The following is a 14,067-nucleotide window of genomic DNA, read 5'->3' as shown; positions in this document are numbered from 1 at the left end:
AAAACTCAATTAGTTTGCACCTACTTTCAAAAAAAAACTGAACAACAGTACTTGAACACACGAAACCTAGCATGAACAAAATTGAATTGGAAATATTGGCACTCTCACACAGCGTAACACAATCTCACTCCTTTGCCGTAATCCTAGGCGAAGTAGGCGGTTCACGTAGGCTACCAATTGTAATTGGCGGTTTTGAAGCCCAAGCCATAGCCGTAGCACTAGATAATATGCGCCCCTCTAGACCACTCACACACGACCTCATGAAAATGGTATGCGACACTTTCGATATTACATTAGAGCAAGTACACATCAATAAATTGCAAGAGGGCGTTTTTTACAGCAACTTGGTATGTAAACAAAATGGAGAAACTTACGAAATAGACTCACGCACCTCCGATGCCTTAGCACTTGCCGTACGCTTTAGTTGCCCCATTTTTGTTGAAGAAAATATTTTACGCGAAGCCGGAGTAGAAGCCGATCCAAACGAAGAAGCCTCCGTAGAAAAAGAAATTGCCGAATTGGCACAGCAGCCCGTACCTTCCGGCAGCAGCAACTTTAGTGGCATGACCGATGATGAGCTCACACGCCAACTCACAGCAGCCATTGAAGGCGAAGACTACGAAAAAGCCGCCCGCATACGAGATGAAATGACCAAGCGCAAAAAGTAAAATTTCACCGCTTAGCTTTTTGTAAATCTCCAACCAAGTGTAAGAAGCACTTGGTGTAATCTATTCACTGTTTTTACAGAAGGCTCATGGCCATCGCCAGATTGATAAGGCTGCGAGTAAGTATTATACTGCAACAACTGGTAACCTAAATCTGCAAAAAACTTTTTGCCCCTATAACCCAAGCCTGCACCAATTACATGCCTTTGCTCATTGTAACCTATTGCGCCAACACCAGTCTTAAATGGTGTACTTTGCCAAGCATATCCGGCACGCACTCTAAACCAACGCACCGCACCTTCTGCCCCAACCCGCACCGTATGCGCAAAACCATACTTGTTTTTCACCACCGTATTTATTGAAGTATTCATGGCATCGTAGCCCGAAAAATTATGCTTAATGGCTCCAAAATTTTGAAACTCATAATCTACCGAAACAAAACCATACTGCTTAAAATAAAAACTATTACTCACCACGCCCTTCATAGGCTGGTTCAACTTATAGCGAAACGGAGCAAAAGTGGCATCTGTTGAATACTCTTGACTATTGTAATGCTCTATAATCGAAGCATAATAATTTTCATCTACTCTAAACCATGTGGGCGAATGAAAAGCCAAACCGCCTCTATACCAAGCCACCGGACGCACAATAAAACCCAACTTCAAATTAAAACCTACTCCACTGCTTCGGTACTGTTGCTTAAAAGTATAGTCGCTAAAGTAAACAATAGAATCTGCTGCATCGCGCTCCCCAAACTCATTGATGGCGGTGTACGATAAAAAAGGAATTCCGGCATCAAAAGCAAAAAAAAACTTCTCGTTAATATTAAAGCCCACCGCCACATTCACCTCATCCAAAGCACCGCTTTCTTTTATACTCCCCGACTGCGACAATGGCGCATGCATATACGTAACATACTGTCCCGAAACAGAATCTTTAAAAACACTCTCGTTATTAAACGCTAAAACAGCAGCCGTGCTTGCATTGCCATAGGCTGGTTGCGCTCCATTCAACCCATTCAACTCCCCCAACCACGAATCGGCAAACACATTATTTTGGTTGAATCCATCGTACAATACATTTCGGTTGAAAGAAGAAAGACGATTATAGGTAACAGCAAAGTTTACAAACTTCAAATTAGACGAAGAAAACGAAACTTTTCCCTTTTGCTTAATGGCACCTGCAAACACAAATCCGCCATTATTAAATGCAAAAGCACTTTTAGTCCCCAATCGCTCCTGCCCTAAAAAATTGCTATTGGTATTAGACGCACTAATACCAACTCCCAACGAAACCTCTGAAGCACGATACAATGCAATTCCGGCAGGATTACCCAAAAGAGAAGAAAGATCTGCACCCACAGAACCAAAAGCTCCGGCCACTCCCATACTGCGAGCTGTGCCGCCTGTTTGCAAGCGCCCATACTTGAGCGCATCGGCATCATACACTTGTGCAAATACTTCGGCAAGCCAAAAACTGCCGAAGATAAATATCCAAACCTTCTTCATGCTTGCTGTTGCTTAAATTAAGGGTGTCTTCTCATTCCGCCTCCAAAGTTGCGTTGCTGTACAGGTTCACTTCGCTCCATTCGTTGCGGCTGCATTTGGCGATTTCCATTATCAAAACGTTCAAAACTACGCTGCTCCATTTGGCGCGGTTCAAAGTTACGTTGTGGCTGTACGTGTTGTGGTTCAACATTGCGCTGCGGCTCTATTTGGCGCGGTTCAAAGTTGCGTTGTGGACGTTGAACCGGTTCAAAATTTCGTTCCATTCTGTCGCGCGTATCCGGTGCCACTCGCGATGGCTGCTCACTTGGAATAACGCTATTGGGCTGCTCACGCTGTACATTGTTCCAACGGTTATTCAACCTATCTTTGTTGCCATTATTTCTCTCTATATTATTCCAACCTGGCGAACTTTCAGGCTGTATATTATCGGGCTTTGGTCGCGGTGTGGCTTCCATAGTTCCCGGAGTATTGTTTCTATTGGGAGTTTCGGTAACGGCAGGTGTGTTTTTCCAACCATCACGTGGCACTTGTGGCGTTTCTATTGGCTTTGCCACTGTGTTGTTTACCGGAGGCTTGGGCTGAGCAGAAGTAGCAGGGCTGTGTCCGCTTGTAGTTCCCGGCTTCAACACTCCTTCTCTCGGAGTATTTTCATCTGTTTTACCATATTTTCCGGGCAATGAATTGCTGCCGGAGTTAGCAGATGTTTGCTGGAATCGAGGTCCTGAAGCATCGTAAGTTTTTCCATACATGCCTCCATACCAATTTCCGTACATACCATCGTTGTAGCCATTGTAATAACCATTTTGATACCCATTATAGTATCCATTGTAATAGCCATTATTCCAACCATAATAATTTCCACCGTATCGGTGCCATGGGTTATAGCAGTTGTAGTTATTCCATCCATATCCATTCCAACCGTAGTTATTCCATCCATAATTATTCCAACCCCACGAATCATATATTACCACATAAGGTCCTGGACGCCACCAGTTCCAACTTGGCATAATGTTTACATAAATGTTGCTTCCCCAGTACATTGGGTTGCCGCTATAAAAAAACAAATCGGTGTACCAAGGATCCCAAAATCCGGTTCCCCACGAGGGCGTGTAATATCTTCTTAAACGCGAGGTATAGTAATAATCGTTATCGTCATAATAATACGTGGTGGTTGCAGCCGGAGTAGTATATCCATCGTTTTTATAGGAGCGCGATGCTGTTGTTCCATCATCGTATTTATATGGATCTGTATTACTTGGCAAAGAATTGTTGCTACTACTGTTTTGTGGAGTAGAATTTTCGTACTGCTGCTGGTAATTAGCGCTTGAACTTTGTTTGGTGCCCTTATCGTTATTGGGATTGTAATACACATCATCTTGGGCATGCACCTGCAAAAGTGAAACAGCAATAATGGCAACAAGAATATTCTTTTTCATACCCTTTATTTTTGGTTCTTGACAAATTTAGCTTACAAGGGTTTAAAGCATTAGGGTTTTTATATTTTCGCAACCTCTTTTAACATTAACATTCAGCTGTAAAGCAATTCAACAAACAATAACGCACATGGCAAAAGATATTGCAACCCGCGAGAAAGATTATTCACAGTGGTACAACGATTTAGTAATTAAGGGCGGACTGGCAGATTACAGCAGCGTACGCGGCTGCATGGTAATTAAACCATATGGCTTTTCTATTTGGGAAAAAATGCACGATGCCTTAGATGCCATGTTTAAAGAAACCGGACACGTAAATGCATATTTTCCACTTTTTATTCCTAAGAGTTTTTTGAGTAAGGAAGCTGCGCATGTAGAAGGTTTTGCCAAGGAGTGTGCGGTGGTAACCCACTATCGCTTAAAAAACGATCCAAACGGCAAAGGTGTAATTGTGGATCCCGAAGCCAAACTCGAAGAAGAACTAATTGTACGCCCAACTTCAGAAACCATTATCTGGAATTCCTACAAAAATTGGATTCAAAGCTATCGCGATTTACCATTGCTTATTAACCAATGGGCCAATGTGGTGCGTTGGGAAATGCGCACGCGCTTATTTCTGCGTACAGCAGAATTTTTATGGCAAGAAGGCCATACCGCGCACAGCACTCCTAAAGAAGCAATAGAAGAAACCGAACGTATGTTGGAAGTATATGCCAAATTTGCCGAAGAGTGGATGGCACTTCCTGTAATTAAAGGAAAGAAAACCGCCAACGAGCGTTTTGCTGGCGCAGAAGACACGTACTGTATTGAAGCCATGATGCAAGACGGGCAGGCACTACAAGCCGGCACATCGCACTTTTTAGGACAAAATTTTGCGAAAGCTTTTGACGTACAATTCTTAAATAAGGAAGGTAAGCAAGAATTTGTTTGGGCCACTTCGTGGGGTGTTTCTACCCGTTTAATTGGCGCCCTTATTATGGCACACAGCGATGACGATGGCTTGGTGCTTCCTCCCAAATTAGCACCACTGCAAGTGGTAATAGTTCCTATTCACAAAGGAGAAGAAGATTTAAAAAAGATTTACGATAAGGTTGAACCACTTTTAAAAGAGTTGAAAGCAAAAGGCATTAGCGTAAAATTTGATGATGATGAAACCAAGCGCCCCGGCTTTAAATTTGCCGAATATGAATTGCGCGGTGTGCCCGTGCGCTTGGCAATGGGCATGCGCGACTTAGAGAACGGAACAGTAGAAATTGCAAGGCGCGATACCAAAGAAAAATCTTCGCAACCATTTGAAGGTATTGGCACTTATATTGAAAACCTGCTACACGAAATTCAACAAAACATTTTCAATAAAGCCAAGCATTTTCGCGACAGCAATATTCGCGAAGTAAATACATGGGAAGAATTTAAAGATGCTATTGAAAACAAGCAAGGCTTTTTAAGTGCCCACTGGGATGGCACTCCTGAAACAGAAGAAAAAATTAAGGAACTTACCAAAGCTACCATCCGCTGTATTCCGCTCAACAACAAACAAGATCAAGGAGTTTGCGTATTTAGCGGCAAACCATCTAAAGAGCGTGTAATTTTTGCAAGAGCATACTAAACGTATTGGAGGCAGAGAATATCTGCCTCTTTTATTAAAGCTGAATCCACTCAACTTCCTGAAATACGCTTGCCGTTGGTAATTTGTTTTGAAAACATTTTACCACTAATCTATTTATTTGAGAAAATTTAAAAGCCTGCACCTAAAACCTTCTTAGCTTTGCAGCATGTTTTCTATTGCAGATATTGTATCTATTTCATTCTCGTTGTTTGCCGTAATTGATATTGTAGGGAATATTCCGGTGGTATTGGGTTTAAAACGCAGGGAACTTCACTTTCATCCGGGCATTGCCACCGCATTTGCCGGTTGCCTTATGATTGTATTTTTATTTGCAGGTGAAGCCTTGCTAAAACTCATGGGAGTGGATGTGCAATCGTTTGCCATTGCAGGATCTATTGTAATTTTCATTATTGGTATAGAAATGATTTTGGGCCGCAGTTTCTTTAAAACCGACCCCGAAGTAGGCAAGAGCGGCAGCATTGTTCCGCTCGGGTTTCCGCTTATTGCAGGTGCAGGCACGCTTACTACTATTATTTCGCTGCGCTCTGTGTATTCTGTTCAGAATATGGTAGTAGGTATTCTTATTAACTTGGTAATTGTGTATGCCGTTTTAATAAGTATAGATTGGATTGAAAAACGATTGAGCCAAAACACGCTCAACGCCATGAATAAGTTTTTTGGCGTAATACTTACTGCCATTGCTGTGCGTATCTTTACCAATGCAGTATTGAGTATTATTAAACTGTAATTACCCAAAACGAAAAAAGCGAGCCATTCGACCCGCTTTTTTTCATTCTGTATTACCCTAAAAATTAAACTAAAATCTTACTTCTGTTCGTCTCTCAATTGCTCGAGTGTTTTTAAGAACAAATCGCCATAACCTCCGGTAATGTTGGCGCCATCTTTAAAGAACAAATCGCCATAGCCTCCAGTGATGGTCAGTTTTGCTAATTCTTTTTGCTCAGCATCCGATAAGTTTTTAAAGAAAAGATCGCCATAACCTCCGGTGATGGTTATCTCATCAAATTTCTTTTGCTCTTCGGCAGTTAAATCTTTGTAGAAAAGATCGCCATAACCTCCGGTAATGTTAGCGCCATCGCCTCCACCTAATGCGAACGAGATAAGGATTGCAAATAATAGTTCCATAATTCAGATTTTTTTTGTGCCCTGTAAACAATATCGTTTACATGATGCAAACATAGGTTGCCAAATACCCCTTGTGTTTTACACATCAAGCATATTGTTGAGTTTATTATTTCACCAGTTAAAAACAAAAACAATTGATAATCAATATATTATTGGTTTTAAAACCTGCACATTCAAGATAATTGAATGTAACCTTTTTTAGTGTATTGCCGTAGAAGTAAGGTTATTTAATTGGCAAACACTGCATTGGCTAATGCTTGGCAAGATGCACTACACAAGTACTATTGCTCCAAATTTCCCACGACTTTTCGGCCTGCAAATGCAACATCTCTAAACCGTTTACAACAACAGCACCTTGCTGCGCAGCTGCTTGCAAGAATGCGGTTTGAGCCGGATTGTAAACAAGATCAAACACTATGTGTTTTGCCGATAAACCACTATATGGAATGGCAGGCTTGGCTACTATGTTAGGAAACATGCCCAGCGGTGTAGTATTGATAATAATTGGATGCGCTTCTATTAACTCCAAAGAAAGGGCACTGTAAGTAAGGCAACCGTGCATACTGCTTCTCGAAACGTGTTGAAATGGAATACCTAGTTGCTTCAATACAAACTGTACGGCTTTGGCACTGCCGCCCGTACCTAAAATAAGTGCTGTACTATGATGTGGTTTTAAATATGGTTGAATACTACCGGCAAAGCCAAATACATCGGTATTAAACGCGTGCACTTCATTACCAATTATTTTAAGACAATTGGCGGCACCAATTGCTGCTACTTCATCAGAGAGATGTGTGCAGTATGCCAGCACTTGCTCTTTGTAAGGAATAGTAACATTTAAGCCATTGAGTTGCTCTTGCAATAGCAGAGCAGGCAATTTATCTATTGCTTCTATTGGAAACAATTCATAGGAGGCGTTGGTAATCTGTTCGCGCTGAAATTTTTCTTCAAAATACTTTTTTGAAAAAGAATGTGCCAGCGGAAATCCTACCAAACCTACTTTCATGGGATTACCACATTATCTATTAAACGTACTCCGCCAACATTAGCTGCCACCAAAGCTACCAACGGCTGCTCCGATATTTTCTTTTGCGGCTGCAGTGTAAGTGCGTTGCGCACTTCAAAATACTCAATATCAATTGCAGGATAGGCTTGCAGCTTGGCTTTTGCGGCTGCCGTAATGGTGGCTATAGGAATATACTCGCCTGCCTTTTTTAATGCAGCAATTTTTCTGCGTGTATAAAACAATGCTTTACTGAGCTGTACCGCTACTGCTCGCGATGCTTTATTTAGCCGTACATTGCGCGAACTCATGGCAAGCCCGTCTGCCTCGCGTTTGGTTGCACACTTAATAAGTTCAATGTGTAGTTTCCTCTTTTTAATAAGTGCGCCAACAATAAGCGCTTGCTGGTAATCCTTTAGTCCCATGAATAATTTCTGTGGCTCTACAATGCGGAGCAAGCGCTCTACTACTTGTGCCATTCCTGCAAAATGCCCCGGCCTAAATTCTCCTTCCAAAGTATTGGCAACAAATCCAAAATCTATTGCGTTTTTCTGCTCCGTTCCCTCCGGATAAATCTCCTCTACACTGGGTAAAAAAAGTGCATCGCATTTTACCTTTTTAAGTAATGCCATATCCTTATTTACAGTAATGGGATACTGGGCAAAATCGTTGGCATTATTAAACTGGGTTGGATTTACAAATATGCTTACCACCACATAATTTTTGTTGCGCTTGGCTTGCTTTACTAAACTCAAATGCCCTTCGTGCAAAGCGCCCATTGTGGGAACAAAACTTATAGTTTTACCTTGTAAGGAAGCAAGTTCTTTCTTCCATGCTTCAACAGTTTTAAAAACTTTCATTATTCGGAATCTGCTTTAAAAACTTTTACTGCTACAAAATAAAGTATGGTATTTGCAGCCATCATACCTGCAAACAAAATAAAATAGGAAGCCCCTGAGAAACCGCTAAAAAAACCACCGGAGTGAATACTGTTATTAATAAACGACACTAAAATATTTCCAAGAAAAACCGTGAAAAACCAAAGCGACATTACAGTGCTTTTCATATCTTTTGGCGAGCGTGCAAATGCAAATTCTAAACCTGTAATAGACACCATAATTTCTGAGGCTGTGAGAATGGTATAAGCCAATAATTGCCATGCAATATTCAATTTCACACCTGCATCAAGCTGCTGCTGAATCCACGCTGTAAGCAAGAATGTAACAGCAACCAACACAAATCCCCAACCAATCTTTCGAACTGCAGTTACCCGTACTCCCAGTTTTTCTAACAATGGATATACCACTACCGAAAACAATGGAATAAACACCAAAATAAGAATAGCATTTACCACTTGAATTTGCTCGCTAAGCCAAGTAATACCCATAAAATTCAAATCCATCTTAGCGGCTTGCAACACCCACTCAGATCCGTTTTGATCCCACAATGCCCAGTACAACGGTATGAATGCAAACACCACCAGCACTTTAGAGAGTATGGTAACCGTTTCCTTAAATGTTCGTGAACTACCTGTGGTAGATGGCGGCACCATTTTATATTGCCTCTTTCCTGCCAAAAAAATGAGTAATGCCACCAGCATAAGCAAGCCCGGCACACCAAAAGCTATTGCTCCGCCATAGCGGTGTTTCAATACAGGAATAATAAGCATGGAGAAGAAAGCGCCTAAGTTAATAGCAAAGTAAAACACATCGTATAGCTTGCTTATGTTCTTATCTTCAGGATTATCGAACTGGTCGCCCACCATTACGCTCACATTCGGTTTTACGCCTCCGGAACCAATGGCAATGAGCATTAAGCCAACAATAAACCATTGGTAATTACTTTCAAAAACGGCTAAAAACAAGTGCCCAATAATGTATATAATACTTAGGTAAACAATTGTTTTATAGCGACCCAAAAACTTATCGGCAAGTATGCCTCCCAAAATACAACAGCCATAAGATATGGCTGTAAAAAGATGTGTAATTTCATTTGAGCGCGCTTCGGCACCTGCCTGCGTGGCAGGGTTATTTTCCGGATTAAAAAAGTTGCTTACCAGAAAGGTGGCAAGGATTGCTTTCATGCCATAAAAGCTAAAACGCTCTGCTAATTCTGTACCAACAATATAAGGAGCCGACTTTGGGAAAAGACTCCATTTAGTTGCTTTGTTAAACATTATTCAAAAGTAATAATTGGCAAATACGGCAGCTCCTTTTTTTGTGGTACCGCTACACTCAGCTGCGCAACGTATGCCAGCAAAACAATGTGCTACTACTTTAGGTTATGCTTTGCCCACAATAAATTGTTTTTTGCCAAAGCATAATCGGGTTTCAACTTAAGTGCTTCCTCGCAAGCCGCAGCACCCGCCTTAAAATTGCCGAGTGCATTGTGCGCAGAGCATATATTATTCCAAGCCTCTGCATAATCGGGCTTTAATGCCAATGCTTTTTCGGCAGCGGTAATACATAAATCGTATTTCTCTGCTTGATAATAACTTAAACTTAAATTCAAATAACCTTCGGCAGTAGGCTTTTCTTGCAATGAAGTTTCTAATACCTCTGCCCTGCTTTTTCCTGTTTCGGCCATAGCCAGATAATCGGTTGCTTTTTTATCGCTTGGCAAAATTTTTAAAGTTTCGGTGCAGATGCTTTTCAACTCTTCTAAGCGTTTGGTTTCGTATAAGGCATCCATCAATAGATAACGGGCATCTACCTGTGCACTACTCATTTTAAGGCACTGCTGCAAATAACCAATAGCTTCTTCTTTACTTCCTTTGCGATACAAATACTTGCCATAGTAATAGTAGTTATTCGGATAGCTTTTTCCATACTCCAAACCTTTCTGATAGTAATATCCGGCTTCGTCTATTTTTCCGGTAGATTCTTTTGCAATAGCCATATTTATATACAAATACGAATAGTATGGCCACAACTCTAATCCGCGTTTAAAGTACTGTTCTGCTCCAGCATAATCGCCCCGTGCCATAAGTGCCAATCCGTAATTCATGAGTCCTCTTCCATTGAGCGGGCTTTTTTCCGTTACATCTTTCCACAATGTTTCTTCGGTAAGCCATACTTTGTTGCGCTCATAAGTGCCATAAGCATAGGCTGAAAAAAGCAATAAAGAACCCAACACTATTGCATTTACCGGAATACGCTTCCACACATTTTCTAACACCAAATAAAGTGCCCAAGTAAGTGCCAATGCTGTGCCTACATGCGGATAAAACTGACGGTGGTCGTTCATTACTTCAGCCAATGGCACAAAAGTGGTTGGCACCAAGGCAAATAAAAACCACAAAATACCAAATGTAATAGGGCGTTGTTTTGGGTTTTTAGAAGTAATAAATACCGTAAACACCAAGAGTATAAGAAATACAAAACCTACCAACGCACCTACATCGCTCAACGATTTAAAAGTACTCCAATCGGTATCGGCACTCAACTGCATGGGCAATAAAAACATAGCCACATAATGCAAATAGATATACGGTTGTGTAATTATATATTCAAATAACGAACTGCCGCCCGGCTCAAACATGCCTGCTTCCATTTTCTTAATAAAGAAATATACAGCCACAAAAACTGCCATCGAAGGCAATGCTACTTTCCACAATTTATTCCACTGCCATTTGCCTACTGCCAATAAACTCTGCTCTTGCTCAAACAACAGGTGATAAGCCATTAGCATGGGTCCAAACATAATTGCCGTTGGCTTGGCCAAAGCACCAATAAGTATTGGAATTAAATACAAATAATACTTGCGTGCAGAAGCAGCATACTGGTAAACCACAAATGCTAATACCACAAAAAAAGTAGAAAGCGAATCGGAGCGCGAAATAACATAGTTAATAGTTTCTGCCATTACCGGATTAAGCGCATACCATGCAACGGCAAATAATGCCACAAAAGCATTGGGCGTTCCGCGCGAAACCGTATCCAATATTTTTTTGAAAAAAAACCACATTAAAACAGCCTGCAGCAAAAAGAAAATAAAGGTAGAAACATGATACCAAAACGGATCGTAACCATTGGCAGAAAACACCTCGCCAAGTTTGTAGTCTATGGCAAGCGAAGTAGTTACCAACGGGCGATAAGAACCATGCGATGGAATAGAACTAAAGGTGGTGCAATCCTTAAAAAATAGTGGAATATTTTGAATATGCCGCACGTACAAATTGTTCTGTACCGTATGCGAATCATCGAAATGAAATCCATTATGCCAATGATTGCTATAGGCAAATACCAACATAAAAAACACTATTGCCACAAGGCTTGCAAAAAGGGCTCGGCTTTTACTCATAAAAAGAAAAATCCAAAAATAAGTTTTGCCGCATAAGTTGCGAACCCTTATATAAAATGCTGTGAAAAACAATATGAAGCAGAATAAAAATTCAATTAGGTTTGAAGCACAAAAAAAGGAAGTATGAAACCTATTGCAACAACAACATGGAAGAGTCCATCAAACATTGCCATCATAAAATATTGGGGAAAGAAAAAAAATCAAATACCCGAAAACCCATCACTTAGCTTTACACTGAGCGAATGCTTTACCGAAACATCGGTATCTTTAGTTTCTAAAGAAAACAAGAGCGATGAACTGCAATTGCAATTCTACTTCGACAAAAAAGAAAATATTGCATTCCGTTTAAGACTACTCAACTTTTTCACCTCCATACAAAACGATTTTAAGTTTTTAAAAGATTATGGTTTAGTAATATACTCTGCCAACTCCTTTCCTCATTCATCGGGTATTGCATCTTCGGCATCATCGTATAGCGCACTTGCAGCCGCTTTGTGCGACTTAGAAATACAGTTAAAAACAAAAAAGAAAACAACCGAAAAGCAATTGCTAAGCGATAGCAAGTGGATGAAAAAAGTATCACTTTTTTCGAGGTTAGGTTCAGGAAGTGCCTGCCGCTCTCCGTTTGCATATGCATCGGTTTGGGGCGAAAGCGCGGTAGTAAAAACCTCTTCAAACGATTTTGGTATTGGCGCAGAAAATTTACTGCACAAAGAATTTAAAACCCTGCGCGATAGCATTTTAATTGCTAGCAGCAACGAAAAAAAAGTATCGAGCCGTGTAGGCCATTCGCTTATGAAAGGCAATCCATTTGCCAAGGCACGCTACAAACAAGCCAACGATAATCTTAAGAATTTACTGCCTGCCTTAAAAAGTGGCGATTGGGAAACCTTTGGCGCTATTGCAGAAAATGAAGCCATGACATTGCATGCACTCATGATGTGTTCCAATCCATCGTTTATACTCATGAATGCACACACCTTGAGCATGATAGAAAGCATCCGCAACTTCCGCGAAAGCAGCAAAGTGCCGGTTTACTTTACATTAGATGCAGGTCCCAACGTACACTTGCTGTACCCTGCCGCATATCAGAAAAAAGTATTGGAATTTGCCGATTACGAACTTTCGGGCTTATGCGAAAACGGTAAAATAATTCACGACTTTGCAGGAAAAGGAATTAAGAAAATAAAGTAGCATTAGGCAGCCATCTCCAAAGACTCTTCGCCATTTTGAAGTTCTACATTACGACTTACGCTTAAGATAATTCCAAAGGCAATGCTGGTGAATATGGCGCTGCTGCCACCCATGCTTACCAACGGGAGCGTAACGCCCGTTACCGGAACTAAATTTACTACTACAGCCATGTTTATCATTGCCTGAATTACCAATGCAATGCCTAAACCCACAGCCAAAAATGCACCAAATGCCTTAGGAGCTTTTAATACAATACGAATACAGCGGTATAGAAAAAAAAGATACAGCATTAGAATAATTGCCCCGCCAAGCAATCCATATTCCTCAATAATTATGGCGTAAATAAAATCTGAATAAGGGTGTGGCAAAAAGTTCTTTTGGTCGCTGCCGCCTGCATTTAAGTTCACCAAGCCGCCTTTGGCAATGGCAATTTTAGATTGCAGCACTTGGTACTCTTCTTCCACATTTCCGGAGCGGTCAAAAAAATTCTCTACACGGTGTTTCCAAGTAGCAGTTCGCCCAACCAACATGCTTTGCGGCATCACAAATAAAATTGCAAAAAACAATACCATTATTAAAGTTCCCGCACCCGCCAAAAGCGCGATATGCCTTAAAGCAACCCGACCTATAAACATTACAAAAATACTTGTAAACACCACAATCAATGCCGTAGAAAGATTATCCGGCACAATAAGTAAAGCCGTAACTATAATAGGTAACAATATCGGCAAAAACGACTCTTTAAAATCATCTATATTTTCTTGCTTTAAACTTAGCTGCCGCGCCAAATACATAATAAGAGCCAGCTTTGCCAAGTCTGAAGTTTGGAAGGTAAGCCCCACCAACGGAATAGTAATCCAACGATTGGCATTGTTTAATTCTGTACCAAAAAACATGGTATAAAGCAATAACGGAATAGATACCAACCAAAGAATTTGCGCCAACCTCGAATAGTAGCGATAATCCACCAAGTGTGTAATAAACATTAACCCAAACCCAATAGCAACATAAAAAAACTGTTTCATTACATAATACTCTGTATTGCCTCCCTGCAAGCGAAAAGCCAAAGTACTGGTGGAACTATAGATACCCAACATAGAAACTCCGATGAGTAAAAATACCACCAACCAAATTAAACGGTCGCCCTGAAAATGTTTGAATATGCTGCTCATAACAATTCAATTCGTTAATTCAACAACGAAACTGAAAC

The 14,067-nt window shown here is 40.8% G+C and carries 12 protein-coding genes; 4 read left to right on the top strand and 8 right to left on the bottom strand.

The features are described 5' to 3' along the window. Positions 1 to 71: 71 nt before the first annotated feature. Positions 72 to 668: a bifunctional nuclease family protein gene (locus KF872_01880; GenBank protein ID MBX2902277.1), complete on the top strand. Its 597-nt coding sequence runs from the start codon at positions 72 to 74 to the stop codon at positions 666 to 668. Positions 669 to 679: 11 nt separating this feature from the next. Here KF872_01880 and KF872_01875 read toward each other — a convergent pair whose 3' ends face one another. Together KF872_01875 and KF872_01870 are read right to left on the bottom strand one after the other, a co-directional pair. Continuing rightward, a complete protein-coding gene (locus KF872_01875; GenBank protein MBX2902276.1) occupies positions 680 to 2,173 on the bottom strand; it encodes a hypothetical protein in 1,494 nt (497 codons plus the stop codon). 17 nt (positions 2,174 to 2,190) lie between these two features. After that, positions 2,191 to 3,609 carry a hypothetical protein gene (locus KF872_01870; protein ID MBX2902275.1) on the bottom strand — a complete coding sequence of 473 codons (1,419 nt, stop codon included), beginning with the start codon at positions 3,607 to 3,609 and terminating at the stop codon, positions 2,191 to 2,193. A 127-nt stretch (positions 3,610 to 3,736) separates the two neighbouring features. Here KF872_01870 and proS point away from each other — a divergent pair, with 127 nt between their 5' ends. Further along, entirely contained in the window at positions 3,737 to 5,212 is a 1,476-nt protein-coding gene (proS, locus tag KF872_01865) for a proline--tRNA ligase (GenBank protein ID MBX2902274.1), read from the top strand. 166 nt (positions 5,213 to 5,378) lie between these two features. Next, a complete protein-coding gene (locus KF872_01860; protein ID MBX2902273.1) occupies positions 5,379 to 5,960 on the top strand; it encodes a MarC family protein in 582 nt (193 codons plus the stop codon). A 77-nt stretch (positions 5,961 to 6,037) separates the two neighbouring features. Here the strand turns inward: KF872_01860 and KF872_01855 are convergent, their stop codons facing one another. From KF872_01855 to KF872_01835, 5 genes are all read right to left on the bottom strand, one after another. Further along, on the bottom strand, positions 6,038 to 6,358 hold the full coding sequence (locus tag KF872_01855; protein ID MBX2902272.1) for a hypothetical protein: 321 nt from the start codon (positions 6,356 to 6,358) through the stop codon (positions 6,038 to 6,040). Positions 6,359 to 6,608: 250 nt separating this feature from the next. Next, positions 6,609 to 7,364, bottom strand: coding sequence for a shikimate dehydrogenase (locus tag KF872_01850; GenBank protein MBX2902271.1), 756 nt, complete (start codon positions 7,362 to 7,364; stop codon positions 6,609 to 6,611). Further along, positions 7,361 to 8,221, bottom strand: a complete 861-nt coding sequence (gene panC / locus KF872_01845) for a pantoate--beta-alanine ligase (GenBank protein MBX2902270.1) — start codon at positions 8,219 to 8,221, stop codon at positions 7,361 to 7,363. Before panC ends, KF872_01850 begins: the two co-directional genes overlap by 4 nt. Next, entirely contained in the window at positions 8,221 to 9,537 is a 1,317-nt protein-coding gene (locus KF872_01840) for an oligopeptide:H+ symporter (GenBank protein ID MBX2902269.1), read from the bottom strand. The genes panC and KF872_01840 overlap by 1 nt, the downstream gene beginning before the upstream one ends. A 95-nt stretch (positions 9,538 to 9,632) precedes the next feature. Beyond that, positions 9,633 to 11,663 carry a tetratricopeptide repeat protein gene (locus tag KF872_01835; GenBank protein MBX2902268.1) on the bottom strand — a complete coding sequence of 677 codons (2,031 nt, stop codon included), beginning with the start codon at positions 11,661 to 11,663 and terminating at the stop codon, positions 9,633 to 9,635. 123 nt (positions 11,664 to 11,786) lie between these two features. Here KF872_01835 and KF872_01830 point away from each other — a divergent pair, with 123 nt between their 5' ends. Beyond that, positions 11,787 to 12,857: a hypothetical protein gene (locus KF872_01830; protein MBX2902267.1), complete on the top strand. Its 1,071-nt coding sequence runs from the start codon at positions 11,787 to 11,789 to the stop codon at positions 12,855 to 12,857. 2 nt (positions 12,858 to 12,859) lie between these two features. Here the strand turns inward: KF872_01830 and KF872_01825 are convergent, their stop codons facing one another. After that, entirely contained in the window at positions 12,860 to 14,029 is a 1,170-nt protein-coding gene (locus KF872_01825; GenBank protein ID MBX2902266.1) for an FtsW/RodA/SpoVE family cell cycle protein, read from the bottom strand. Positions 14,030 to 14,067 lie beyond the last annotated feature (38 nt).

Source organism: Chitinophagales bacterium (assembly GCA_019638515.1).
Classification (GTDB): Bacteria; Bacteroidota; Bacteroidia; order Chitinophagales; family LD1; genus UBA7692.
This window is presented reverse-complemented; position numbering and strand designations above follow the sequence as displayed.